The sequence below is a fragment of the Paenibacillus sp. FSL R10-2736 genome, assembly GCF_038000245.1.
GTDB classification, from domain to species: Bacteria; Bacillota; Bacilli; order Paenibacillales; family Paenibacillaceae; genus Paenibacillus_AQ; species Paenibacillus_AQ phytohabitans.
Genome location: NZ_JBBOBN010000001.1, coordinates 600,248 through 626,122 on the forward strand (window position 1 = coordinate 600,248; position 25,875 = coordinate 626,122).

The 25,875-nt window shown below is 53.7% G+C and carries 21 protein-coding genes; 8 read left to right on the plus strand and 13 right to left on the minus strand.

The window, feature by feature from the left end; translation table 11 throughout:
* The first annotated feature begins 12 nt into the window (after nucleotides 1–12).
* Together NSQ73_RS02760 and NSQ73_RS02765 are read left to right on the plus strand one after the other, a co-directional pair.
* Nucleotides 13–573, plus strand: a complete 561-nt coding sequence (locus tag NSQ73_RS02760; protein WP_340985313.1) for a cysteine hydrolase family protein — start codon at nucleotides 13–15, stop codon at nucleotides 571–573.
* 380 nt (nucleotides 574–953) lie between these two features.
* Complete coding sequence (locus NSQ73_RS02765; RefSeq protein ID WP_340985314.1) at nucleotides 954–4,022, plus strand: glycoside hydrolase family 2 TIM barrel-domain containing protein; 3,069 nt, start codon at nucleotides 954–956, stop codon at nucleotides 4,020–4,022.
* Between the two features lie 129 nt (nucleotides 4,023–4,151).
* On the opposite strand, the gene NSQ73_RS02770 is transcribed toward NSQ73_RS02765, so the two are convergent.
* A complete protein-coding gene (locus tag NSQ73_RS02770; protein WP_171721054.1) occupies nucleotides 4,152–5,033 on the minus strand; it encodes a helix-turn-helix transcriptional regulator in 882 nt (293 codons plus the stop codon).
* A gap of 165 nt (nucleotides 5,034–5,198) precedes the next feature.
* Here NSQ73_RS02770 and NSQ73_RS02775 point away from each other — a divergent pair, with 165 nt between their 5' ends.
* The 4 genes from NSQ73_RS02775 to NSQ73_RS02790 all read left to right on the plus strand — a co-directional run bounded on the left by NSQ73_RS02775 (nucleotide 5,199) and on the right by NSQ73_RS02790 (nucleotide 10,543).
* Nucleotides 5,199–6,596, plus strand: a complete 1,398-nt coding sequence (locus NSQ73_RS02775; protein WP_340985315.1) for an MATE family efflux transporter — start codon at nucleotides 5,199–5,201, stop codon at nucleotides 6,594–6,596.
* Between the two features lie 454 nt (nucleotides 6,597–7,050).
* A complete protein-coding gene (locus NSQ73_RS02780) occupies nucleotides 7,051–7,917 on the plus strand; it encodes an ABC transporter permease (protein WP_425415555.1) in 867 nt (288 codons plus the stop codon).
* Nucleotides 7,918–7,932: 15 nt separating this feature from the next.
* Nucleotides 7,933–8,826 (plus strand): carbohydrate ABC transporter permease, encoded by an 894-nt coding sequence (locus NSQ73_RS02785; protein WP_039309445.1) that lies wholly within the window; start codon nucleotides 7,933–7,935, stop codon nucleotides 8,824–8,826.
* A 160-nt stretch (nucleotides 8,827–8,986) separates the two neighbouring features.
* Nucleotides 8,987–10,543: an extracellular solute-binding protein gene (locus tag NSQ73_RS02790; RefSeq protein ID WP_445669650.1), complete on the plus strand. Its 1,557-nt coding sequence runs from the start codon at nucleotides 8,987–8,989 to the stop codon at nucleotides 10,541–10,543.
* Nucleotides 10,544–11,619: 1,076 nt separating this feature from the next.
* Here NSQ73_RS02790 and NSQ73_RS02795 read toward each other — a convergent pair.
* The 9 genes from NSQ73_RS02795 to NSQ73_RS02835 form a co-directional block, all read right to left on the minus strand.
* Nucleotides 11,620–13,851 carry an AraC family transcriptional regulator gene (locus NSQ73_RS02795; RefSeq protein WP_340985316.1) on the minus strand — a complete coding sequence of 744 codons (2,232 nt, stop codon included), beginning with the start codon at nucleotides 13,849–13,851 and terminating at the stop codon, nucleotides 11,620–11,622.
* Nucleotides 13,852–14,034: 183 nt separating this feature from the next.
* Nucleotides 14,035–14,685: an urea carboxylase-associated family protein gene (locus tag NSQ73_RS02800; RefSeq protein WP_340985317.1), complete on the minus strand. Its 651-nt coding sequence runs from the start codon at nucleotides 14,683–14,685 to the stop codon at nucleotides 14,035–14,037.
* A gap of 24 nt (nucleotides 14,686–14,709) precedes the next feature.
* On the minus strand, nucleotides 14,710–15,393 hold the full coding sequence (locus tag NSQ73_RS02805) for a cyclase family protein (RefSeq protein ID WP_340985318.1): 684 nt from the start codon (nucleotides 15,391–15,393) through the stop codon (nucleotides 14,710–14,712).
* Nucleotides 15,394–15,424: 31 nt separating this feature from the next.
* Nucleotides 15,425–17,239, minus strand: coding sequence for an adenine deaminase (gene ade, locus NSQ73_RS02810; RefSeq protein ID WP_340985319.1), 1,815 nt, complete (start codon nucleotides 17,237–17,239; stop codon nucleotides 15,425–15,427).
* Between the two features lie 3 nt (nucleotides 17,240–17,242).
* On the minus strand, nucleotides 17,243–17,524 hold the full coding sequence (locus NSQ73_RS02815; protein ID WP_340985320.1) for a EutN/CcmL family microcompartment protein: 282 nt from the start codon (nucleotides 17,522–17,524) through the stop codon (nucleotides 17,243–17,245).
* Nucleotides 17,525–17,540: 16 nt separating this feature from the next.
* Nucleotides 17,541–18,293: a hypothetical protein gene (locus tag NSQ73_RS02820; RefSeq protein WP_340985321.1), complete on the minus strand. Its 753-nt coding sequence runs from the start codon at nucleotides 18,291–18,293 to the stop codon at nucleotides 17,541–17,543.
* Between the two features lie 8 nt (nucleotides 18,294–18,301).
* Nucleotides 18,302–18,583, minus strand: a complete 282-nt coding sequence (locus tag NSQ73_RS02825; RefSeq protein ID WP_019908484.1) for a BMC domain-containing protein — start codon at nucleotides 18,581–18,583, stop codon at nucleotides 18,302–18,304.
* A gap of 214 nt (nucleotides 18,584–18,797) precedes the next feature.
* Nucleotides 18,798–19,235 (minus strand): BMC domain-containing protein, encoded by a 438-nt coding sequence (locus NSQ73_RS02830; RefSeq protein WP_340985322.1) that lies wholly within the window; start codon nucleotides 19,233–19,235, stop codon nucleotides 18,798–18,800.
* A gap of 72 nt (nucleotides 19,236–19,307) precedes the next feature.
* Nucleotides 19,308–20,255 carry a hypothetical protein gene (locus NSQ73_RS02835; protein ID WP_340985323.1) on the minus strand — a complete coding sequence of 316 codons (948 nt, stop codon included), beginning with the start codon at nucleotides 20,253–20,255 and terminating at the stop codon, nucleotides 19,308–19,310.
* Nucleotides 20,256–20,406: 151 nt separating this feature from the next.
* On the opposite strand from NSQ73_RS02835, the gene NSQ73_RS02840 reads away from it, so the two are divergent.
* On the plus strand, nucleotides 20,407–20,778 hold the full coding sequence (locus NSQ73_RS02840) for a hypothetical protein (RefSeq protein ID WP_340985324.1): 372 nt from the start codon (nucleotides 20,407–20,409) through the stop codon (nucleotides 20,776–20,778).
* A gap of 873 nt (nucleotides 20,779–21,651) precedes the next feature.
* On the opposite strand, the gene NSQ73_RS02845 is transcribed toward NSQ73_RS02840, so the two are convergent.
* The 3 genes from NSQ73_RS02845 to NSQ73_RS02855 form a co-directional block, all read right to left on the minus strand.
* Nucleotides 21,652–21,918: a BMC domain-containing protein gene (locus NSQ73_RS02845; protein WP_076247750.1), complete on the minus strand. Its 267-nt coding sequence runs from the start codon at nucleotides 21,916–21,918 to the stop codon at nucleotides 21,652–21,654.
* A gap of 51 nt (nucleotides 21,919–21,969) precedes the next feature.
* Nucleotides 21,970–23,313 (minus strand): UbiD family decarboxylase, encoded by a 1,344-nt coding sequence (locus tag NSQ73_RS02850; protein WP_340985325.1) that lies wholly within the window; start codon nucleotides 23,311–23,313, stop codon nucleotides 21,970–21,972.
* Between the two features lie 293 nt (nucleotides 23,314–23,606).
* Nucleotides 23,607–24,362, minus strand: a complete 756-nt coding sequence (locus NSQ73_RS02855; RefSeq protein ID WP_171721068.1) for a helix-turn-helix domain-containing protein — start codon at nucleotides 24,360–24,362, stop codon at nucleotides 23,607–23,609.
* Between the two features lie 327 nt (nucleotides 24,363–24,689).
* Between NSQ73_RS02855 and NSQ73_RS02860 the strand changes: the two genes are divergently transcribed.
* The gene (locus NSQ73_RS02860) at nucleotides 24,690–25,826 is read left to right on the plus strand and encodes a BMP family ABC transporter substrate-binding protein (RefSeq protein WP_042139960.1); all 1,137 of its coding nucleotides are present in this window, start codon (nucleotides 24,690–24,692) and stop codon (nucleotides 25,824–25,826) included.
* The last annotated feature ends 49 nt before the right edge of the window (nucleotides 25,827–25,875 follow it).

A 25,875-nucleotide genomic window follows, 5' to 3' on the forward strand; every position in this document is an offset into this window, starting at 1 on the left:
GGAGAGAACATAATGGCTAAACACGCGGTAGTAATTATTGATATGCTGAATGATTTCATCCATCCCGATGGAGCGCTGACTTGTCCGAACGGGGCGGGAATCGTGCCTGCAATTCAGGAGCTGATCGAATTCAGCCACGAGAATGATATTCAGGTGATCTTCGTACAGGAGGCGCACCGGCAGAATGATGCTGACTTCAGGGTAAGACCTGTGCACGCGATCAAAGGTACCTGGGGATCGGATTTCATAACCGAGCTGACCCCGCAGCCGGATAAAGGCGATTATATCGTGCAGAAAAGACGGCATAGTGCGTTCAGCTATACGGATATGGATCTTTTTCTCCGTGAGGAGGGGATAGATACGGTTGTAGTTACCGGGGTATGGACCAACGTCTGTGTCCGCTCTACGGCATCCGATGCGATGTACCACACTTACAAGGTCAAGTGTATCAGCGACTGCTGCGCCTCCAAGGATGAGGAGATGCATGTCTCCGGTCTGCGGGATATCGGGATTTTTGGAGAAGTGCTGACGCTGGCCGAGTATAAAGAGGTTAATGCTGTTGTAAAAGGCTAATATGTTGAAAGGCTAGTGCGATAAAGGCTAAACTTCGTATTCTAAAAGCTCCATGCTGTACGGCGGTTGCCGCTCAGCTGGGGCTTTTTATGATTATGTGCGTGAAAGTGGAGTGAGGGTGTTCCTCTTAATACACAGATAAATAATCCAGTAAAAACGGTAAATATGCTATTCCATTTGCCGCTGCTAAAAGCTTAAGATGCAGTAAGAGGCCAGGGTCAAATGCCCCAAAGTCAGCTATGTGCACCTTAGTTGTGATCCTGCACTATGAACCTGCGAAGGTCTTGGGTAAAATTAAGCTGGAACTGCTGACGCAGACGGTAAGGGAATCATGGAAGAGAACAAAATCATTGTGAGAGACCAATAAGGAGGAAAATATAATGTTCAGCAACGAGCCCAGTCTGGACTGGTTAAGCGATGTTTCGGTTTTTAAGGTGAACCGATTGGAAGCGCATTCGGACCATCGTTATTACAAGACCATGGAGGAAGCGGAGCGGCAAGCCCCGATGGAGCTGCGTCATTCCCTGAACGGAGACTGGAAATTCAGCTACGCGGTGAATGCGGCCAGCCGGATTCAGGATTTCTATAAGGCGGATTATAATACCAGAGGCTGGGGGGACATTCAGGTGCCCGGTCATATCCAGCTTCAGGGGTACGGTAAGCCGCAATATGCCAACACGATGTATCCCTGGGACGGGCTTGATGCTGTGCGGCCGCCGGCGATTCCGGAGGAGAGCAATACGGTGGGGAGTTATGTGAAATATTTTGAGGTTCCGGTGAATATGGAGAACGGGCCGGTCTTTATTTCTTTTCAGGGCGTAGAGGCGGCTTGTTATGTCTGGCTTAATGGACAATTCGTCGGCTACAGTGAAGACAGCTTCACACCTGCGGAGTTTGAGTTGACCCCTTATTTGCAGGAGGGGGTGAACAAGCTGGCCGTTGAAGTCTATCAGCGCTGCACGGGCAGCTGGCTGGAGGATCAGGATTTCTGGCGGTTCTCGGGTATCTTCCGCGAGGTGTATCTGTATACGGTGCCGGAGCTTCATGTGCAGGATCTGCGGATTAACGCGGGGCTGGATGCTGCCTATCAGGAGGGAACGTTAACTGCTGAACTTAGCATGGCAACGGCGGCGGACGCTTTCGTGAAAATCGGGTTGAAGGATGCGGCCGGAGCCGTTGTGGCGGAGACCGAGGGGCAGGTTGTGACGGGAAAAGCGGTGTTCACCCTGGAGGCAGGTACGGTATCGCTGTGGAGCGCAGAAAATCCGTATCTCTATAGCGTCTGTATCTCTGTATTCGATGGCCGCGGAGACCTGGTGGAGGCGATTGTGCAGCGGGCGGGGTTCCGCGTGTTTGAACTGAAGGACAAGCTGATGCTGCTGAACGGCAAACGGATTATTTTCAAAGGAGTCAATCGTCACGAATTCAACAGCCGCAGAGGGCGGAACATCACCAGAGAGGATATGATTAAGGACATCATTATCCTGAAGCAGAATAATATCAATGCTGTGCGGACCTCGCATTATCCGAATCAGACGCTCTGGTATGAGCTATGCGATGAGTACGGTGTCTATGTGATTGACGAGATGAATCTGGAATCCCATGGCTCGTGGCAGAAGATGGGCGCGGTTGAGCCGTCCTGGAACATTCCCGGTGATAGACCGGAGTGGCAGGATATTGTAATGGACCGTGCAGTGTCGATGCTGGAGCGCGATAAGAACCATCCGTCCATCCTCATCTGGTCCTGCGGTAATGAATCGTATGCGGGTGAGGTGATTCTGAATGTGTCCCATTATTTCCGCGAGACCGATCCGGGGCGGCTGGTGCACTATGAAGGGGTGTTCCATAACCGCAAATACAATGACACCAGTGATATGGAGAGCCGGATGTACGCCAAGCCTGCGGATATTGAAGAATACCTGGAAGGTCACCCGGATAAGCCATACATCAGCTGTGAATATATGCATGCCATGGGCAATTCAGTAGGCGGACTTCATAAGTACATCGAGCTGGAGAGCCGGTATCCGCAGTATCAGGGCGGTTTCATCTGGGATTATATTGACCAGGCGCTGGTGGCCAAAGACAGATACGGAGAGGAGTATCTGGCCTATGGCGGTGATTTTGATGACCGGCCGACGGATTACAGCTTCTGCGGCAACGGGATTGTCTTTGCCGACCGGACCGTGACCCCGAAGATGCAGGAGGTGAAGTTCCTCTACCAGAACATCCGGCTTGTACCGGAACGGGATGCAGTGAAGATCATCAACAGTAATCTGTTCGAAGGGACGGAAGGGCTGCGGCTGGAGTTCCGGCTGTACCGGGAAGGGCGGCAGATCTTCAAGGGGCAGCAGGAGGTGGCGGTTGCGCCGCAGGCAGAGGCGTGGATTCCGCTTGCGCTGCCGGATGTGTCAGGAGCTCCGGGAGAGTACACGCTGGCGGCAAGCCTGTTGCTGAAGGAAGCGGAGCTGTGGGCTGAGGCGGGATTCGAGACGGCATACGGAGAGTATGTCTTCCGGATTGAAGCCGCTGAGGCTGCGGCGGACCTAGAGGACGCTATACTGCCTGAGGCTGGAGCGTTCAGGGTGATCGAGGGAGACGTGAACATTGGCGTAACCGGCCGCGGATTCGCTGCCCTGTTCTCCAAGCAGGCAGGTTCGCTGGTGTCGCTCTGCTACGGGGGGCGTGAGATGATTGCTACTCCGCCTGCTCCGCTGTTCTGGCGGGCAACCACAGATAATGATAAGGGAACTTCGCTTGCTTACCACGCAGGCGGCTGGTTCGCGGCCAGTCTTGCCCGCAGCTGCGTGGCGGTAAGGCTTGAGACCGGGAAGGACCGGGCCACGGTGACCTTTGACTATGAATTCAGCATCAGCCGGGAGCTGAAGACCCGAATTGAGTATACGGTCTACGCAGACGGCAAACTGCGGGTCCGTATGGTCTATACCGGAGCAGCCGGCTTGCCGGATGTGCCGGTTGTGGCCGTGTCCTTCCGGATGTCCGCCGATTATGGAGAGTCGGACTGGTATGCCCGCGGGCCGGAAGAGAATTACAGTGACCGCGCGTCTGGAGCGCGTCTGGGACGCTTCCGGCGTAAGGTGACGGAGCTGCCGTCACCCTATCTGGTGCCGCAGGAGTCCGGCAACCGTACCGGCGTACGCCAGGTACGCATTACGGACGAGCGCGGCCGCGGGCTGCAGATTCAGGCGGCTGCAGGAGAGCCGCTGGAATGTACGCTGTCGCCATACACAGCGTTCGAGCTGGAGCAGGCAGCGCATCCTTATGAGCTGCCCAAGGTGCACTACACGGTTGTCACCATTGCCGCGCAGCAAATGGGTGTCGGCGGTGATGACAGCTGGGGCGCGCCGGTACATCCGGAATACCGGATACCTGCTGACCAGCAGCTGGAGTGGGAGTTCTGGATGACTGCGGCGTTGCCGGAGACGGAGTAAGCATTAGTACAATAACCCTGCAAAGCGGGATTTTGGCTTCGATAATTACTCTGGTAATTTGCGGAGACCCCGAAATATATACAATAGTGAAACAGGCCATCAGCGGAGGAAACCGCTGATGGCCTGTTCTCATGAGAAGCGCTGGCGGTACTCCCGCGGTGACAGCCCCTCCAGCTTCATGAAGGTGGAGCTGAAGTAAGGCGCCTGGTTGAAGCCGACCTCTTCGGCAATCCGGGCGATAGGGAAGCTGGTCTGCATCAGCAGCAGCTTGCTCTGCTCGATCCGGTAACGGAGCAGATATTCCATCGGTGCACAGCCATACGCCTTGTTCATGCAGCGGGCAATATAGACCGGATGAAAGTTAAGGCTGTCTCCGAGCATCGCCGTAGTGATCTCTTCGCGGTAATGGGCGCGGAGGAAGGAGGCGGCCTGCTCAGCGCATACAGTGGACTGGGAGCTGTGCTGCTCCGGCTTCACGGAAGCGGCAAGCAGCTGCAGAATATCCTGGAAGAGAGTCTGCTGCCGGAAGCGGACCGATTCCAGGTGGGCAGTGGCTTGCAGCTGCCCCAGCTGGGCTAGCAGCTCTTCGATCTTGACCGGCTGCAGCAGAGTGACGAATTGCGACAACGCGAGGTTAAACGAGCTGATATTGAAGAACGAAGCGGGCAGGCCGCCCACCGGCTCATTCGGGCTGCCGGAATCAAGTGCGGAACCGGGCAGCGCAGGCCAGTCATGGAAGGTTTGAAAATGAAGCCAATAATAGGCTGTCTCCTCCCGGCAGCCCTCCGTTCCGAAGTGGTGGCAATCCGGACGAAGGATTAAGGCATCTCCTGCCTTTACCGTAAACCGCCGCTCCTCTTCACCGATGTACAGGCAGCCTTGCCGGACGACGAGCAGATCGAATACTTTGATATGCTGGCGGTTCGGATGCTGATAGCCGGGCGGGTAGTGATTGAAGCCGCTTGCAATATAATGCGGCAGGGGAGGAATACGGAATAGGAGCGGATTCATTAGAGTAGCCTCCTGCAGGATGGTTTGAATATTGAAAGTTTAGGTTTGAGATATGGTACATTTTCCAGAGTATATCATCTATAATTTATTTCGAGCAAGCTTGAATTGCAAGGCTTGATTACACAGGTTATAGCAGCCGCATATCGGCAGAGGAGGGTTTATTCCATGAAACCCATGGGTGGGAAGAGCGGACTGTGGATGCTGGCCTGGCCAATATTTATTGAAATATTTCTGCAAACGCTGCTCGGGACAGTGGACACGATCATGGTCAGCCGGATCTCTGATGATGCCGTTGCCGTTGTAGGCATTTCGAATCAGTTATTTGGCGCTTTGATTACACTGTTTACCACGTTCGCCGGAGGTGCAGGTATACTGATTGCGCAGCGGCTCGGCTCTGGCCGCAATGAAGAGGCGCGTACGATTGCGATTATGGGAGTTACCGTAAGCACTATCCTGGGGGTTGCCTTCAGTGTCAGCTTGTTTCTGTATGCTGATCCGGTTGCCCGGATGCTTCATATTTCAGGAAATCTGATTCCGCTATCTCATGTCTACCTCACTTATGTGGGCGGCGGATTGTTCATGGTTGGAATGACTGCCTCTCTAGGCTCTGCAATCCGCAATACAGGCAATACGCGCGGGCCGATGTATACGGGAGTGGCTGTGAATGTTATTCATATCCTGCTCAATTATATTCTGATCTTCGGCATGTTCGGCCTGCCGGAGATGGGACTAAGCGGCATTGCGGTCTCCACGATGATCAGCAGGCTGATCGGTGTGGCTGTACTGCTGTATATGTTCAGCAGCGCTTTTGAGCGCAGAATCAGGCTGCCGGATTTCCGGACCTTCCACCGCAAATTATTCGCGGAGATCGTCAGGATCAGCTGGCCGCTGGGACTGAACTCCTCCTCCTGGGTGCTGTCACAGCTGGTAATCTATTCTTTCCTTGCCATGCTGGGTGCCAAAGAGCTGGCTGCACGTACCTATCTGAACACGCTGGAGTCCTTCTGCTTCACGCTGGGTTACGCCATCGCCATGGCCGGGCAGATTCAGATTGCCTATCTCTTCGGTGCCAAGCAGACGCAGGAGGCCTATCGCGCAGCATACCGGACGCTGTACATAGGGCTGGCTATCGTCAGCGCCAATGTGCTGCTATTGTATTTGTTCGGCCGGTCGCTGCTCGGATTCTTCACTGCCGATCCGGAGATTGTCGCTATCGGCGTATCCCTGCTGGCGCTTAATCTGCTGCTGCAGCCGTGCAAAATGCTAAATATGGCTATGGGCAACTCGCTTAATGCGATTGGTGACACCCGCTATACCATGGTGGTCTCGATGATCTCCATGACGCTGATTGGCGTAGGCGGCTCCTACTCGCTCGGAATTTCGTCCGGCTGGGGGCTGCTGGGTATCTACTGCTGCATGATTGCCGATGAAGCGGCAAGAGGAGGACTGGTGCTGCTGCGCTGGCGGAAACGGAAGGTGCTGAATCAGGCCGAATCGCAGTTTGCCGGGCGCCGGCAGGGAGTGAGGGAGAAGCCGGGCGTGGCATGTTCGGCAGAGCTTTAGAAGTATATATGATGATATAAGCGCGGGAGTATGCACACCTTTCCCCCGGATTCTTCTCCTGAAGGAGAGCGATCCGGGGGCTTATTTGCGTTCAGGCTGTGGTTACTGCACAAAAGTATGAAATGTACACCCTGGGGTTGGCAATAAAATACAGGAATAGCTGTAAGCTTCACTATTCAGCTGCAGGAGGCGTCTTCTATACTCAGGTCATCCATTGGACGAAGCCATAAGGGCCGCGAGGGGCGGAGGCTTCGGAGCCAGTGCCGCCAACTTATATAGGTATAGGAGAGTGAAGGCTTTGAGACACCGTAAGCGCAAGTCGGGTATGCCACTCGCTATCCAGCTTCCACTGAAGGGAACAGGCGGGCTGTCCCCGCAGATAGAGTCCGGCACGCGGAAGAGAAGGAAGAAGGGATTTCTGCATGAGCTGATTCATAACCGGATTCTTTTTCTGATGCTGCTGCCGGCACTGCTGTTCTTCCTGGTCAATTCGTATTTCCCGATGGTCGGCGTGTATTATGCGTTCACCCAATTTGATTTCAATTCCGGATTGTTCGATGCTCCCTTCGTGGGTCTGAAGAACTTCGAGTTTCTCTGGAAATCGGGTACGCTGATCAAGCTGACGCTCAATACCATCGGCTACAATCTGGCCTTCATCCTGCTCGGCAACGTACTGGCGATTGTCTGTGCGATTCTGCTTAGCGAGCTGCGCCACAAATGGTTCAAGAAACTGACCCAGTCCATTATGTTCCTGCCGTATTTTGTTTCTTTCGTTATTCTGAGCGTTATCGTCTACAACGTGTTCAATTATGACAGCGGTTTCTTGAACACCTTGCTGGCCCGGTTTGGAGCGGGACCTGTGGATGTCTATAATAAGCCGCTGGTCTGGATCTTCCTGATCATCCTGTTCTATCTGTGGAAAAATCTCGGCTACAGCATGGTCATCTACCTGGCGGCCATCACAGGGATCAGCGATGAGTACTATGAAGCGGCCAAAATTGACGGAGCGCATATTTTTCAGCGGATCTGGTATATTACGGTGCCGATGCTGAAGTCTACCTTCGTTGTGCTGCTGCTATTCTCACTCGGAAGCATTATGAAGGGGCAGTTTGACCTCTTTTACCAGCTGATCGGCAACAACGGGGTGCTGTATAACACAACAGATATTCTGGATACGTACGTCTTCCGCTCCCTGAAGGTGACCTTTGATATCGGCATGGCGACGGCAGCGGGTCTGTATCAATCCCTGTTCGGCTTCATCCTGATCATGACGGTGAACTACATGATCCGCAAAATCAATGATGATTACGCGTTGTTTTAGGAGGAGAGAAAGAGCATGCATATTAAAGACGATCACTATACCAGACTGCTGCAGGGGCTGGCGTACACGGTCATTATCATCGGCTCGCTGGCGTGTCTGATCCCGTTTCTGCTGATTATATCCGCCTCGCTGTCCTCCAATGAATCGATTATCAGGGACGGTTACCATCTGATTCCTGCGGAGTTCTCGCTGGAAGGGTATAAGACGGTGTTCACTTTTCCGGATGAGGTACTGCGCGCCTATGGCGTTACTCTGTTCACTACACTTACGGGGACGACGCTGGGGCTGTTCTTCATGACTATGGCTGGTTATGTGCTGGCCCGCAGGGATTTCAAATACCGCAATACGTTCTCGTTCTATATCTATTTCACCACGCTGTTCGGCGGGGGCCTCGTGCCCTGGTACATTATGATGACCAAATATCTGCATCTGACCGACTCGTATGGAGCCTTGATTCTGCCGGGGCTGATGACGCCGTTCCTGATTATTCTGATGAAGAACTTCATCCGTTCCGCTGTTCCTGAGGAGCTGTTCGAATCTGCCAAGATTGACGGGGCGGGCGATTTCAAAATATACTGGCGGATTGTGCTGCAGCTGTCGATGCCCGGCATTGCCACGGTTGGACTGTTTCTCGCGCTGACGTACTGGAACGACTGGTTCTCGTCTTCCCTGTTCATCAATGACACACACAAGTATCAGCTGCAGTTCCATCTGTACAATGTGATCAACTCGGCTTCGTTTATTGCGAATATGGGAGCGGGAACCGGGGTAAGCCTCGGGGCAGACCTGCCTACAGAGTCAACGAAAATGGCGATGGCCATCGTTGTCACCGGACCTATTCTGTTTCTGTACCCGTTCATTCAGCGCTATTTCGTTAAAGGCCTGACGATCGGCGCGGTAAAAGGTTAGAACCTTGTAGCGGCTCCGCGCTGTTCTTCGCGGCTGCTATTCGGCTAACATAGATATTGTGAGGAGCTGAACCAGGAAGCAGTATTACCAAACAACATTTTTGGGAGGGTTCATGATGAGCAAGAATGCACGGAAAAAACCGCTGGCTGTCCTGACAGCCATGCTGGCGGTCTCGCTGCTCGCTGCGGGATGCGGCGGCAGTAACGGCAACAATAAAGAGGCAGCGGGCAGCACGGATAGCGGTAAAAACAACACGGCTGCGGCCACAGAGGGCAGTACGACTGCTACGGCAGAACCCGGAATTGACACCTCCAAGAAAGTGGAGCTGCAGTTCTACATGCTCGGCGATGCGCCGAAGGATCTGCTGGCGATTGAAGCCGAAGTCAACAAGATGGCGGCGGCGGAGCTTAATACAACGGTTAAATTCAACTATACGAGCTGGACGGACTGGGATCAGAAATACAAGCTGCTGCTCTCTTCGGGTCAAGCGATTGACCTGATCTTCACGGCGGACTGGACACAGTATGCTTCCTATGCGAAACGCGGCGCATTCCTGGCCCTCGATGATCTGCTGCCTAAGGCCGCGCCAGAGCTGCAGAGATTCGTCCCTGAGTCGATGTGGGAGGATGTTAAGGTAGACGGCAAAATCTATACAGTGCCTGCGACTTACAAAGAATACGTGACCAACGGTTTCGTCTGGCGGGAGGATCTGCGCAAGAAATACAATCTTCCCCAGCCTACGGATCTGGCCAGCTATGAGGCTTACATGGACGGAATCCGCCAGAATGAACCGGATATGATGCCGGCTTCCCTGAATAGCGATATCGGCAATAATCTTCATTACATTTATACCGAGCTGAATAAGATGGTCGGTGCGCTGCCATATGGGATGGGCGTGAAATACGAATCGCCTACTGAGGTGTACTCTTACTGGGGCTCCGATGAGCAAAAAGAAGAGCTGAAGGTCATGAAGCGCTGGCAGGAAAAAGGCTTCATTCCCAAGAATGTGCTGAATATCAAGGATACGATGCAGGACCCGATTACTTCCGGCAAGGCGGCGAGCATGTTCGGGGATAATCCGACGCGCTTTAATGATATGGTCATGAAGATCAGCACCACACATCCCGAATGGGAGCTGGGGTATTATCCGTTCGGCAAGACGACGGGGTATGCCACTCCGGTGCATCCGGTTCATAATGGTTTTGCGATTCCGAAGAGCAGCAAGAATCCGGAGCGGGCGCTCGCTTTCTATGAAAAGCTGGTCCTGGACAAACGCTACAACCAGCTAACCGAATATGGGATTGAAGGCAAGAACTATACTGTGGAAGACGGCTATTACAAGCTGCTTGGAACAAGCCAGACCAACGGCTTCACCCGGGAGGGCATGAACGGCTGGGCGTGGAGAAATCCGGAGTATATGCTGTTCGACAAGGGTTTTGACGGGGTGAAAGCAATCTTCGATGAACTCGACAAGATTCAGAAGCCGGATCTGTTCCTCGGCTTTGCAGAGGACTATTCTTCCTATCAGGCGGAAAAAGCGGCGCTGGAGCAGGTCGAGAAGCAATATCTGTTCCCGCTCGAAGCGGGATTGGTGGAGGATATCGACAAGGGGCTGGAGACCTTCATGCAGAAGGCCAAGCAGGCCGGACTCGAGAAGATCCAGGCGGAGTGGACGAAGCAGTGGAATGCTTATACTGCGGAGAAAGGTATTAAGTAGAGAGGGGCCCCGGAAGCCGCATGGCTTTTGGGGCTTTTTTATGGGCAGATGGCAGGTGCGGGTGCAGGGGCGGGTACAAGTGCGAGGTGCAGGGCGGGTGCGAGTGCGAGGTGCAGGTGCAAGTGCGGGTGCAGGTGCAGGTGCAAGTGCTGGTGCTGGTGCAACGGAGGCGCATTGGGTGGACGCTCCGAAAACGGAATGATGTTCCGATCGCTGTTGTATCCGGATTTTATTTATTTTTACCTTAGCGGTGAAAATCCGTATACAAAGGCGACCGCTGCCGCTTCTCCACATTCATTCCGTCTTCCCCGCTGTTTAAGTGGTAGCCAGACCTGCACACAGCACTCGAAGCAAAAGAAAGCCACGTCAGACATCGGCTTCCGTGGTGGGAGGAGAGCAGAAAAGCCAGTCTCCGTGTATATGGAGACTGGCCAAAGCGGAGGAGCTTCTCCGCGTAGCTAGAGGCGGGCTTGGCGTTCCGCCAAAGCGAGGGAACACCAAGCAAAGCGTGAGAACATCCAGCAAAGCGAGGGAACACCCACCAAAGCGAGGGAACACCCGCCAAAGCGAGGGAATATCTAGCAAAATGGAGGGAGCACCTCCGTAGAGTTAAAGACAGGCTTGGTGTTCCACCTAAGCGAGGGGCATCCACCAAAGTAGAAGAATATCCACCAAAGCGGGGGGACTTCTCTGTGTACTGGAGACTAATCTTGCACAAAATACAACATTCCCGCTCTATAGGCGGTAGCTAAGCGGGGATTGTTGTATGAAATGCAACATTTCGCCTCATTCTAGCGACTAATCGCGAGGATTGTTGTATTTCGTACAACAATCCTTAAAAATGCCCTGTATTGTTGGCTTAGAGTTGTAATACGTACAACATTTAGCTTGTCACAAGCAATTTCAATGGGAACCGGGCGGGCAGCTGGAACAGGAACTGGAGTTGGATTGGGACTTGAGCTGTAACTTGAGCTGGAGCTGGAATTAGAACTGGAACTAGAATTGGAACTGCTACAGCAGAACAGCCGGAAATGCCAGCATAGCCGGCACTCCCAGAACATTAATGAGTCAACTATCTAAGCATTCTTCGAACGCCGGTAATCCGTAGGCGTCGTTCCGAAGCTGCGCTTGAACATCCGGTGCAGATAAGAGCTGCTGGTGAAGCCGCAGCGCTCCGCAATGATAGTTACGGGCAGGTCGGTGTTCTCCAGCAGGGCGCATACCTCGCGCATCCGTACCTCCAGAATGACATCGACGATACTGTTCATGGTCTGCTGCTTGTAAAGGCGGCTGATATAGATCGGCGACATATCCAGCTCATCAGCAATCTGATTGAGACTTAGGTTCGGCTTCATGTAATTTTCGCTGATCTTGCTATTAATCTGGCAGATCAGATCATGCTGCTTAGAGTTCTTCTTCTCGTCCAGCTGTTCGCGCAATGCAGTGAAGAGAGCGGAGAAGGCCTCCTCCAGCTCGTCAATGGTCTCAATGGAATCCAGGCAAGGCAGCCCGCTGATTGCGTTATTTTGTAAACGGTTACGTTTCTGAACGGTATTCACGATCTCCCTGACCGTCACGCTGAGTCTGGATACTGTTAACTGCACCGTCTGAAAGGGAAAGGCTTCGGTCTCCCGGATAATGCTGCTGAACTGCCCGGCAGCGTCCTCCAGTTTACCGCTCAGGAGCGCATCGGTGAGCTTCTTCTCCTTGTCGGTAGGATAATGATACGTACTGGACTCAAGAGCACATATGTCCTGGGCGTTAATGATACAGCCATGTCCGTAGAACAGTCGGTGATTCGACGCTTCCCGGACCTGCCTGTAGAGCTGGTGCAGCTGGCCCGCGTTATGGTCAATATGACTGTAGGTGAGGGTAAGGCTTAGCTTCAGATAGTCGGAGCAGGCCTGCTGGATCTGCCGGAGCAGCGCCTCAATCAGCCCGGTATCCGTATATTCCACGGGATCGATAATGTTCAGCAGCACAAGGATGCCGTCATCGTTCATATCCACAGTCTCGACCCGGTAGGTCTGGCCGCAAATTTCCGAAGCGATGTTCATAATGGCAAACTTCGAGGCCAGCAGGTAGGAAGAGCGGGCTTCCCTGAACTCTTTGTAGTGATCAATCCGCAGCAGGATCAGGCGGAAATCATCATTGAAGGTGAAGTGAATCCCGAGCTGGCGCAGCTTCTCTACCTGCTGAATAGACTGCAACGGCTTGAGGCCGAGAATGAGATCGCGCAGTGTATTTTGCCGGATCATGAACATGCTGTCGCGTTTCTCCGTCTCGAGAATATTCATCTCGCTGACAATCCGGTCAATCGGCAGATACAGGCTTCTGGACATGATCCAGGAGAGGCCGATGCCGGCCACCAGAACAAGGGCTGCAATGAGCAGGGTGGTGTTGCGGATAGTATTCGTATGCTCAGTAATGTTGTCGTAGGGGGTAATCCGCACATACTGCCAGCTTAAGTCATCCGGTGCAGTATAAGAAATCAGCGAGTTCACACCTCCGAAGGGCCCGATGAAATAACCTGCCTCCTGGCCTTTGATCCGCTGTTCAATCCATCCGGCTTCCTCCGGGGAGAGCTCCTGCTGCTTCAGGCTGTTGCCGGACAGAAAAGCCCCCTGATCGTCCAGAATATAAGTGGCGCTGGCAGAATTAATAGGACTGGTGATTTCCTTATTGATCCAGGGTGCAGAGATGTTGACGATTACCGCAGAGTTGATGGCCCGGTCCCAGCCGATGGCATCCAGACACAAAAAAGTATAAGCACGAACCTGGTCATTCTCCCGCGCACCATTGGAATACACTCTGGGAATCGGTGTGAAGGCCTTGTAGTCCTGATAATGGCCCAGGATATCCAGAATAGGGGTGTCTACCAGCTCTTGCTCAGTAAATACACCGTTCTGCCCGTGGGAAGAGGCGATATACAGCTGTCCGCTTTTGGGATTATAGACATAGATAGACTCAATATAAGGCATGGAGCTCAAGTAATTGCCCAGCTCGGACATGGCTGCCGTGACATCATAGATATCGGGCTTGTCGTAGAAAACAATTTTGGAGATCGTACTGTTGCGGTAAATTTGAAAGGAAAGCGATTGCGCAGCATCGGTCATGTTAACGACTTCCCTGCTGGTCTGCGTGAGGTTGCCGAGGTCGGACTGGAAGGCCTGCTTTTTTTCCACACCGATATAGTAATTGTAATAGATGATGGTGGAGACAAGAAAAGTTAAGGAGACGCAAAGCGTAATACTGACTAATAACCTGCTGTACAATGCTCTTCGATTGCCGAGTTTGTGCAGTCCCATAAACAGCCCCCTGATTCACTGTGTACTCTGGCGATACCGGCCTGATCTATATTGTTCATAGTACAATTATAAGCTGCATACCATGAACGGGACAGTAGAGCAAGGTTACAACAGTGAACAGGATGGACACTCCGGCAGTGAACAAATGCAAGATTTGTGTACAAAAGCTACCATAGTGCAGTTTTAACGATACGGCATATCCCGGTAAAGCGGGGGTACAGCCGGAGCTGGTTCAGTAATCTGCATCATCAGCGGAGTTACCTTAAAGGCGTTGACCGGGGCCAGATCCTGCGAGCAGGAGGAAAGGGCGACGATCACATCGGTCAGCGCCAGGAGTGCGACATAATCGCCGGGCCGGGAGAGCGGTTCTTGGATAACGTAGTCGAGATTCCCGTCCAGTGCATTGTTCATGAACCAGTTGATCGGATCGGGCAGCTCTTTGTGACCCAGCTGATATTTGTACAGCGCCTTCTGCAGATTGTCATGGCAGTTCGGATGCTCCTCCAGCCCGAAGTCGATCTTATAGCGGTAATAGTCGCATGCCGGAAAAAAGAAATCATGTTTCCCCACCGTATCCTTCGTCAGCTGCATCAGCGGTCTGCGGCGGTTGCTGTATAGGCCGTCGCCGGGCTTGAGCCGGATACTGCTGAGCGAGGACCTCATGTGTACGGGGGAGACATGCTCGTCAGGGTCTTCAGCATTGAAGCAGACGAAATCACCCACCTGCTTGCCCTCGGTATCGATGATGTAGAGCGTCTGGCCTTGGCGGACCCGCGCGCTTCTTCCCTCGTAAGCCGGTACCAGGATTTCTTCAATTACCTTGTCTGTGGTCACGGTACAATCACCTGCCTCATCTGTTTATTCTATGAATACCGCGACGGCTCGGATGGGGGAGCCGGTGCCTCGGCGGATCCGGAGCGGAAGTCCGAAATACAGGAAACGCTTCTGGGCGATCAGATGCAGATTGCAGAGATTCTCGGTATTGGTCATCCGGTACTCCCGGCAGATCAGGTGGCCGGAAAATAGCGGGTCCAGCGGGTTGTCAATAGAAGGCGCATCAATACCGATGTTAATGATCCCCTGCTTCGCCAGCCATCCGGCCGCTTCATAATCCAGGCCAGTGTAGCGGGTTAGCCATTCTTCGGTACCGTAAGCGCGGTTATAATGTCCAGTGTACAGCAGGACGATATCGCCTTTATCCAGATGGAGATAGTCTTTGCGCAGGGCCTGTTCCAGATCAGGCCGGGTAATGTAGGCGTCCGGTGAAATATGGGAGAGGTCCAGGCAGACAGCCGGTCCGTAAAAATACTCCAGCGGCATCTCATCAATCGTCGGCCCGTGCGGATCATATTCGTAAATCGCATCGCTGTGGGTCGGGCCATGCTCGTTAATCAGCAGGTTGTTCGTGGCAAACTCGAAGCCGAGCTTGTTCTTACTCTCTTCATGGCTCATATTGGGGAAGATCATCGTCTTCTGATGCGGCGGAAAAACCGGCATTCCCTGATAGATTTCCTGTGAGAGATCAATCACTTGAATCCCCATGTAGCGTACTCCTTTCATTTAAAATGCGGGCTCAGGCGAGCGGCGGCAGCACGGTGAAGGCATCGGCGTCGATCAGGCCGATGTCGGTGATTTTCCAGGCCGGGCTGGTGACCAGCGACAGGAAGGAGAGATGCATGAACGGCACATGCAGCGTACAGCCCAGCTCCTCGCGGGCCAGCCGGTGTAGCTCGGTAATTCTTGCGCTCATCTCTTTGCCGGTCAGCTCATCGGTCATCAGTCCGCCGATACGCAGCGGCAGATCGCCGACTACCTTGCCCCCTTCGATCATGGCGATGCCGCCGTCCATCGCGATGACCCGGTTGACCGCAGTCACCATATCGGCGTAATTGGTGCCGGTGACGATAATATTATGGGTGTCATGCGCCACGCTTTCGGCGATGGCGCCGGTCTTCAGCTTCATGCCGCGGACGAAGGTTTTGCCGATCTTGCCGCTGCGGCCATGCCGTTCTACGACAAGCAAGGGCAGCAGATCGTCCTCGACAGAGGGCTGCACAACGCCATCCTTCACGGCAGCGGTGTAGATGCCGGAGCCGGTCAGATTCTGGTCGGGGATGACCTCGATAGCGCGGACCCGGACAGTTCCTTGGGCACCTTCAGCGGAGAGCTGAAGGTCCTCCAGCTTAACCGGCTTGCGCTTCACAGACCTTTTAACAGAGTCCGGATAGATATAGGAGGGGATCTCGCGGGTCAGCTCGCCATCACTGGCAACCTTGGCTCCGCTAATATAGACTTCGGCAATGGTCATGTTCGTCAGGTCGCTGATGACGGCGATATCGGCCTTCTTGCCTGGAGCCAGCACGCCGATATCCTGGAAACCGAAGTGGGTAGCCGGATTAATCGTGGCCATCTGAATCGCCTCAACCGGATCAATGCCGACGGCGATCGTCCGGCGGATGATATCATTCATATGGCCGTGCTTCAGCAGATCCTCCGGCACCATATCGTCGGAGACCAGGATGGCCCGCCGGGAATCCATACCTTCCTCGGTGATTGCCCGGATGCACTCCGCCATATTGCGCTGCGAGGAGCCTTCGCGCATGAATACACTGACCCCATAGCGCAGCTTCTCCATCATTTCTTCCTTGGTTGTTGTCTCATGGCAGGAGACATGGCCTCCGCCGCAGATGATGTGGGCAGCCAGCTCCTGGCCGGACAGGCCGGGGGCGTTGCCCTCAATGCTTTTGCCGATAGCCTTGGCATAGGACACTGAAGCGAGCAGATCATCGATCAGGTAAGGGGCGTTGCGGTATACGGGATGGACGTTGCTGAAGCCCTGCAGCTCGCCGATTCCCTGAACATAGTCGTCATTCAGCAGTTCCTGCATGTCTTTGGAGCTGATATCTGCGCCTGCGGTCTCAAGACCGGGCACATCAGGCGTCAGGCAAGGGACGGTGAACAGCACGCGGTTCGGCAGGGTCTTCGCTTCTTCAATCATCGCCTTCATTCCGGGAACACCCAGCACATTGCCAATCTCATGCGGATCAGCCACCAGCGTGGTTGTTCCGGTTGGAATCGACAGCTTGGAGAACTCCGTAACCGTCAGCATCGCACTTTCAAAATGCATATGTGAATCGATAAAGCCCGGACTGATGAATTTACCGCGCATATCCTCGACTACTGTGGACGGCCCGATCAGTTTATCAGCCTCACCGACAAGAAGAATCCGGTCACCTTTAATAGCTACATCCCCGGGGTAAATCTCCCGGGTGATTACGTTGATAATATAGCCGCCTTTCAACACCAGGTCGGCATGGAGCTGGCCGGAGAGCAGCACATCAATCATCCGCCGCCGCTGAATCGCATCTTTGATATCGGTTGTCAGCATAATCTACAAGCCTCCTGCTCTGGGACAATCCACACTATCCACGATTCCGACAATTGCGGCATCTATAGGAGCATTAGGATGCGTCGACGCCCGTGAAGCCACGCTGCCCACTGCATAGATAATGGTCTCTCCGATGCCTGCTCCTACAGTATCAACCGCAATAAGCGGCTGTCCCGCAGGGGTGTTATCGGGAAGAATGGGCTGTACGATCAGCAGCTTGGCACCGACGAGGTGCTCGTCTTTGCGCGTAGCCACAACGTGTCCTGTAATGATTCCCAGCTTCATGTGATGGTCACCTCTTCTATTCAAATCCTGCCTGTTTAATCTCAATTCCGTATTGCCGGGCGGTGTCCCTGGCCAGGGGGGTAATCACTGCCGGACCTTTCAGACGGATGGTGGTTCTGCCCAGCTTGGCTGCTGCGGTGATATCCTCCTCTGTCAGCACCTGCTTCCTCGGCGGTTCCTTACTGGAAGACAGCCAGCTTCCTAGACCGCTGGGCGCCAGGAGCCTGATCCCGTAGCCGGATATTGCGGTCACCATGCTGCGCATTTTCTCTTTCAGCAGCGGACTGGTCTGAGATAAACCCTGCTCGCTCCAGCGGTAATGTTCCGGCTCCGCTCCGAGAGTAAGAGCGCCCACCGGCTTGCCGGCACATAGGTTCTCGACAATCAGCCTCACGAAGGGATGCCCGGTATCCAGCTGAACGAGCCGGGACAGGAGCGACAGCGATAGTACAGGAATCAACAAGGCGTCAGCATCGGCAGGAGAGAGTTTATGGGCCTGCCCGGGGGGGATAAGGTCATCTACTCCGGTTTGTCGTGCAAGTTCTCCGGCGTTTTTGGTTTCAAGCAGCTGATCTTCCGCCCATAAGCGCAGCCTGAGTTTCTCCGTACTTAAGCTCCGCAGCGCAGCGTAACCTTCCTCCATACCGATAAAATGGCCGGCCAGCAGCACCAGCACCCGGGGGTATTCCTCATTTAGCGCTGCCGTTCTGGACCGGTAAGACAATCCCAGCAGGGCATTCTCCGCAACTATGCTATGCCGGCTGTCCATGGGAGTATTTATTCAATACCCTTAGAGAGCAAGGCGCGTTCCACTTCACTGTGCGGACGGGGAATGACATGAACGGACACCAGTTCACCGACCCGTTTGGCAGCGGCAGCTCCCGCATCCGTAGCGGCTTTTACCGCTCCGACATCACCGCGTACCATAACAGTAACGAGTCCGAACCCGATTTTCTCATACCCGCAGATTTCCACGTTTGCTGCCTTCACCATGGCATCCGCTGCTTCAATAGCGCCTACCAGACCTTTAGTTTCGATCAATCCGAGTGATTCTCCCATTATAGAAAACCTCCAATAATTTAGTTGTAATTCAAAAATGCCTGCTGGAAACGAGATACGCAGTAAGGGGATAAGACAGATAGACAGGCGGACGGACAGACGAACAGATAGATAGACAGACGGACAGACGAACAGACGAACAGATAGGCAGATAGATAGACAGATAGATAGGTAGACAGATAGACAGATAGGTAGATAGGTAGATTGTTAGTGCTTATTCAATTTCTGGCAGATCCGGGGCCGAGATACTGGCAGTTCCGGTTTGGTCGGTTTGATCAGCTTCGGCAAGTATGGCAGGTGCGACAGATTTGGCTCCGTCCGATGTAGTTCCGGCCTCTGTCGTCTTGGAGTCTGCCGGCAGGCCCGGCAGGAATCTGGACAGTATTTTGCGGTTCACATCTTCGTGGGCTTTGGCGATGACATGGGCGGAAATGACTGTACCTATCCGCTGGGCTTCGGCTTTGCCTGCATCTACCGCCGCGCCGACCGCAGCAACATCACCGCTTAAGTGAATGGTTACACCGAGTGAACCGCCGACGCCGATAACCTTCTCAACGGCAATCAGCTGCACATCCGCCGCTTTCAGGGCCGCATCTGCGGCGGAGACGGCGGTGGTATATCCGAGAGTCTCAATCAATCCGAGTGCCTGCATCACGGGCTCCTCCTTTGTTATTGATGGGCTTAGTCTTTAGGGCTGCTTAGGCGACAGGGCAGGACTGCTTTTTCAGAGTTGCTGCTGGTCTGCAAGGCGCGTTAACCCCGGCAGCACGCTTGCCAGCTGAGCGGAGGTTCCGCTGATTATGCAGTAGCTGCGCTCGGCGCGGAGGCTAAGGCCTGCATCCGGGCAGCTGCCGAGCAGCTGTTCCGCGAGGCCGATGCTGCTCCAGCGCGAGGCCGCATCGATTACGGCAATGGCCTCCTGCTGGCCTGCAGCCAGATGCCGCCGCAGCAGCGGACCGGGCTGCAGGCTCGTGTATACCCGGACCCGGCGGGCGGAATCCCGCTGCAGGATGCCGGTGAGCTCCGTCAGCAAGCGGTCCAGCTTGGCGGAATCGTTGCTGAACAGCCGCAGCTCAAAGCTCCCGCCGCTGGCGCCCCACTGAATATCTGCTTCCAGAGCAGGATCACTGCCCAGCAGTTCTTCTGCGGCGAACAGCTGGCCCGGATGGCTGACTGCTACGCTTAGTACAGCTGCTGAGCTGTAGCTGCGGCCAGCAGTGCCTAGCACGCCGCGAAGCCTGCTGCTGATTACAGGGAACAGCCAGGCATCCATAGTTCCATCCCGGATGAGGGGGAATGGAGTGTCCGGTGAAGCGGTGTTCCGGGAGTATGGTATTCCAGCTGAATCCTTGATCTGGGTAGCGCCAGCCCCCGGGATACCGCCGGGCCGGCAGGGAATATCTCCGGCTGAATTCTTGCCCGAATGCTGAGCGCCGGCTGGAATCGAAGCCTGCCCACTCCCGGAAGATTGCCTGCTCCCGGCAGGCAGGGTGCGCAAGAGCAGAGGGGACAGATACCGTTCGGCAAAGCTCCGATGATCCCCAGGCTCATTGACTGCCGGGGATCGTGCCGTATCTGGGTATGCTGCCTGCTGCTCTTGAAGAATGTGTGAGGTGCGGAGCTGTGCAGCCGCATCCGGCAACCGGACTGGAGTAGGGGATGCGCCGGGCAATCCGTGTGATCCTGGTAATCCGTGTGACCCTGTGGAGCCGGGATCACCGGGCAGGCCTAGTAATTCGAGCCTCTTCCCGGCCTGCTCCCGCTGGTAATTGACCCGCTTGATCCCGCCCGGCGGTTTAGGGCAATCCCCGGGACTGCTGCAAGTGTCCAGGCAGTCCGCCCGGCTACCCGCTGAACAGGAAGGGCTGGCGGAAGCAGAAGCAGAAGCAGCAGCAGAAGCAGCAGCAGAAGCAGAAGCAGAAGCAGCAGCAGAAGCAGCAGTAGAAGCAGCAGTCGCACCCGGAGCCGGAGCAGAAGAAGCAACAGGAGCAGCAGGAGCAGCCGTAGTAGCCGGAGCAGTAGAAGCAGCAGGAGTAGCCGTAGCAGAAGAAACAGAAGCCGGAGCGGGAGCGGGAGCAAAGACAGAAGCAAGCGCCGGAGCTGGAATAGGAAAGGTAACGGGTGAAGTAACGGTAACAAGTGGAGCAACGGTAACAGGTGAAACAACGGATATGAGAGCAGGAGCAGCAGGGTGATTTCGCTCCAGAACCTCGGCAACAATGCTCTTCATGAAATTGGACAAGGGAAATCACCTCCTAAACTAAGTATTAATGCGCCCGTATAGGTTTCCTTCAGACAATTTTTCAGACAACTTGGGATCGTGTTGTTCACACGCAGAGAAGTGATGCCAAACGGAAAAACGTCCACTAAGCATAGGAAGAGTCCTATATAGCGTGCAGTACAAGCTAAACTTTAAAGACACTAACGAAAATCCTGCACGAAATACAACATTCCCCTCGTGAAATGGTAGCCTAATCCGGAATTGTTGTATAAAAGGCAACATTCCTCCCGTATTCAAGCTGCTAAGCGGGAAATTGTTGTATTTCATACAACAATCCTTACAAATTCCCTAGTATCGGGGTATCTAAGTTGTAAAACGTACAACTTTTAGGCCTGTGCTTACAGATGTGCTTACAGTAGTACTCACAGTACTTACAGACGTACTTACAGTAGCGGCTAGAAGGTAGTACTCACAGATGTACTTGCAGTAGTACTCACAGTCCTCACAGATGTACTCACAGTAGTACTCACAGATGCGGCTAGGAGGTAGCACTTACAGACGTACTCACAGTAGCTGCTAGGAGATAGTACTCACAGATGTACTTAAGTTAGCTCGCTTCGCTGCCGGGCAGCGGGCCGGAAAGTAACGCGTTAGTCCTCGGGTAGAGTGCCACGTGTTGTGTATAGCCAGCGCAGCTTCATGGCTATTTACATACAGCCGCAGAACCGCTTTTTGCACTCCCTGCTACCCGCCCTTTATAACCAAAGCTTGCTCCGGTCACCGCTGATTTGCAGCCTGTTTAGCTATAGTCTTAGGTGCATGTATATAGTTCTATAGTTCAATCCATCTACAGCAGCATCCGCGCCAGATCCGGGTGTGGCCGGGGAATGACGTTGGAGGAAATCAGCTGTCCTCCGGCCCGGGGGCAGGCGGTGATACCGGCTTCCACGGCCGCCTGGACTGCGGCGACATCGCCTTCGACGATAACCGTTATAAGTCCGGAGCCGACACGCTTGAAGTCGACCAGCTTCACATTTGCTGCCTTGCACATCGCATCCAGTGCTTCGAGGGCCGGGGTTAGTCCCCGGGTCTCGATCAATCCGATCGCTTGCATAATCCACCTCCTGTTAAGCTAAATTGTGTCTCGATGATCCGGCTTCATCGTCTATAAATAACTGGCCAGTTCAATTTCCTCCTGGCCGGGGATAGAGGTCCGCCGGTAATGCTCCGCTTCAGCCAGCGGGAAGGTAGCGTCAATGCCCATTTTGGCGGTGACGCCGCGCAGGTTGTGCGAGGGCTCAAGCGGAGAACCCTTCGCTCCAGTGATAATGAAGGTGTCGAGGTCAGCCTGGACACGGGTGGCGATCGCCCACTCCACATCAAGCGGGTCCAGCAGGTTGACGTCCTCGTCGACAACGACCACATGCTTGAGATCCTTGTCGCCAGCGAAGGCGGCTAGGAGGGCGGTTTTGCCGTCGCCTTCCTGCACCTTTCGGATGCGGATAACCGCATGATAACGCCCGACGCCGCCCATGGTGATGTGAACATCTTTGACACCGGGGACGACCTGGCGGACGGAGCTCAGCAGGGCAATCTCGCGTGCAATCGCCATCGGCAGCTTCTCCTCATAGCTGGCCGGAAGAATGGTCTGCCAGACCGGATTGTTCCGGTAGGTGACAGCAGAGAATTCGACGACCGGCTGCTCGGTGCGCGGGCCGTAGTAACCGCCAAGTTCGCCAAATGGGCCTTCCGGTTCGCGGACCCGGGGGAGAATCCGGCCCTCGAATACAACCTCGGCCTCGGCCAGTACTTCAAGATCGATCGTCTTGCAGCGGACTACTGCAAGCGGCTGGCCGAGCAGGGCAGAGGCGACCTCCAGCTTATCGGCATGGAACAGGTGGGTGCTGACCTGGGAAGCCAGCACGACTGCCGGGACGATGCCGAACATGAATGCCGCCTCCATCGGCTCACCGCGTTCCTCGAATTCCCTGTACTGCTGGAATAATTCAGGGGAGGAGATCAGGATGCTGGTCCGGTTGCCGTCCAGCAGCTGCATCCGCCGGATGGAGGTGTAGCGCTTCTGCCCGTCCGCGCCTTTGACGACCATCACCCCGGAGACATAATAAGCTCCGCTGTCCAAGGCGTTATAGGTGCAAACCGGGAACAGCTCCCGCAGGTTAATCCGGCTCGTAATCACGTTGTCCTGCACCGGAGCCTGCTCACAGCTTCTCGTAGGCAGCGGATGAACAACGGCCTCGATCAGCCGTGGCAGCAAGTCTTCCGGCTGCATGCCCATACTCTCGGCGAGCAGCTCTTTGGAGCCGCCAAGACCGGCTGCCATCGGGACGGAATAGCCTTTTACCTTCTGGAAGACCATGGGCTGCCTGCCCTTCACGGCCTTAATCACGGCCCCAAGCTCAAACTTGGGGTCCACCTCCTTGCGGACCTTCAGCAGTCTGCCGCTGCGTTCCCAGTGCTCCAGCAATTGCCGCATATTCATGAATGCCATCCAGGCTGCATCTCCTTCACCTCATTAATTGTTGTACTGCACACCGTTGTAAGCTTCAGCGTGCCTTGACTCGCGTACCTTCCAAAAAGGGAATAAAAAAAGAAGCCGCAGACATAGAGAAAAAAGATTCTCTAAATCGCGGCTTCCTTCATTCTGTGAACAGAAATGGGGCAAACCTTATATTGGGGCAGCGGATCTGGATATAATCGGGATCAGCCGGTATAAGTCATCATCACGTAAGCTTAAGTTCCATTATAGTGAAAAAAAGCGAAAAGTAAATGACTAATGTTATATTATATAACCTTACTTCTGATGCGGAAAGTACGCGGGGAGAGTCCGCTCTCTCTTTTGAACATATTGCAGAATTGGGCATCATTGACGAATCCGGCAGCGGAAGAGACCTCGGAAATATGCATTTGGGTATGCAGCAGCAGAGATTTGGCATAATCCAGGCGCTTCAGTACAAGATAACGGTGCGGGGAATGTCCAAATCTTTCCTTGAACAGATGCCGGAAGCGGTCGTAGCTATAACCGGACATTTCTGCCAGAGAGGACACGGAGAGCTTATGGCGGTAATGCTCATTCATATAATTCAGCACATACTGCATCTGATCCTCTGCCGGGGAATGGAAATCCGAGGCGGCGAGCAGCCGCTGCAGATACACGGTAATTTCGCTCATTTGCAGATTCAGCAGCTCGGCGAACCCGTCGCGCTTGCGCTTGAATTCCGCATTCATCCGCTGCAGGGTCTGCAGTACGGTATGTTCCTTATCATCGTCAAAAACGCCGGATAGTGTATTGATAATCGGATTGCCGCAATGGAAGCCGACGAACAGCACCTCCGGGCTGGGCTGATGATTCTCGTCGTGCTTGAAACCTGCCGGAATCAGGCCAAAGGTGAAGGGCCGGAAATGATAGCTGCGCGGTCCAATGCTGCAGGTTCCCTGGCCATGGATATAATACACAAGCTCGAAACATTCATGCTGATGCGGGGGGATATACGTATTTGCTTCATGCTCTGCATTTACAATATATAGAACACGGTCCATGATGAGCCTCCCATTATCGTCATTTAGCCGAATCGTACAAAAAGATGACCGAAAATATATAAATATTTATCTTTTCTTTTGTTATGATCTTATCAATTAAACCGAAGATTCTCAACTGGACTGGCCATCTTGTTCGGATTTATGCGGTTTTTTCGAGAAATGTAACATGAAATGTTTGGTTTTCAAGGTAAATTGCTTGTTTTCAGAATTTCAACAGTCTTTTATTCATGCTGCCCGATGCTATCCGTTAGACAAAACGTGTAATTGGAACTTTATGCTATTTTATCAGCGTTGATCTATTACAAAACAGGGGTGTGAACTTAGAAAATGAAAAAGAAGATGCTCGCTTTATTGCTGATGGCGGTTATGGTACTGGTCACTGCATGCGGAAACAACACGTCCGGCAATGGAAATGCGGTCAACTCCGGAACAAATGCTGAAGGCGGAGAGGCTGCTGCAGGGGACAAGCTCAAGGTGGTGCTGCTTATTCCGGGAACGCTGGGCGACAAGTCGTTTTTTGATGCGGCGAACAGCGGCCTGCAAAAAGTGAAGGACGAGCTCGGCGCCGAAACAAAAGTGGTCGAAATGGGCGCGGACAAGACGAAGTGGGAACCTACTTTTAATGATATTGCTGCTGAGGATTGGGATGTTGTCATCTCGGGCGGCTCAGAAATTACGGAAATGTTCAATGCAACGGCTGAGGCGAATCCGGATAAAAAATTCATCAACTACGATACCGATATCGATGAAGCGCCTGAAAATATGTACAACATGTCGTATTCGACCAATGAGGTCTCTTTCCTGGCAGGGGCGGCGGCAGCACTTGCGACACAGTCTGATATGCCGAATGCCAACCCGGAGAATGTGATCGGATTCCTGGGCGGGATGGATATCCCCGGCATCAATGCTTTTCTGGTGGGCTACATCCAGGGCGCACAGTATGTTGATCCGGATGTGAAGGTAGCGGTATCCTATGCCGGAGATTTCGTGAATCCTGCCAAAGGCAAGGAATTGTCGCTGATCCAGTACAACTCGGGTGTGGATATTATTTTCAACGTAGCCGGCGGTACGGGACTGGGAATCTTTGATGCAGCCAAGGAAAAGACTAAATATGCTATCGGTGTTGATTCGGACCAGGCGCTGCTGCTGAAAGATACGGATAGTGAAAAGGCAAACCTGATTGTCACTTCCGCGATTAAAAAGATCGATACGGCCATTCTCGGCGCAGTGAAAAAACTGCAGGACGGGACGCTTGAGATGGGCAAACGCGATGTGCTCGGCTTCGTTGAAGACGGCGTAGGCATTGCGGAGAATGACATTTACAAAGACGTATTCCCGGCAGATTTGCAGGCTAAGGTGGAAGAAGTGAAGCAGAAGCTGATTAATAAGGAAGTTACCGTCGACAATGCGATGGGCATGGAAACGGCTGAAGTCGAAGCGATCCGCAATGCCGTGAAGCCTTAAGATTATTGATCAAAGATAGCTTTATACAATGATATTGGCTTATGCAGCT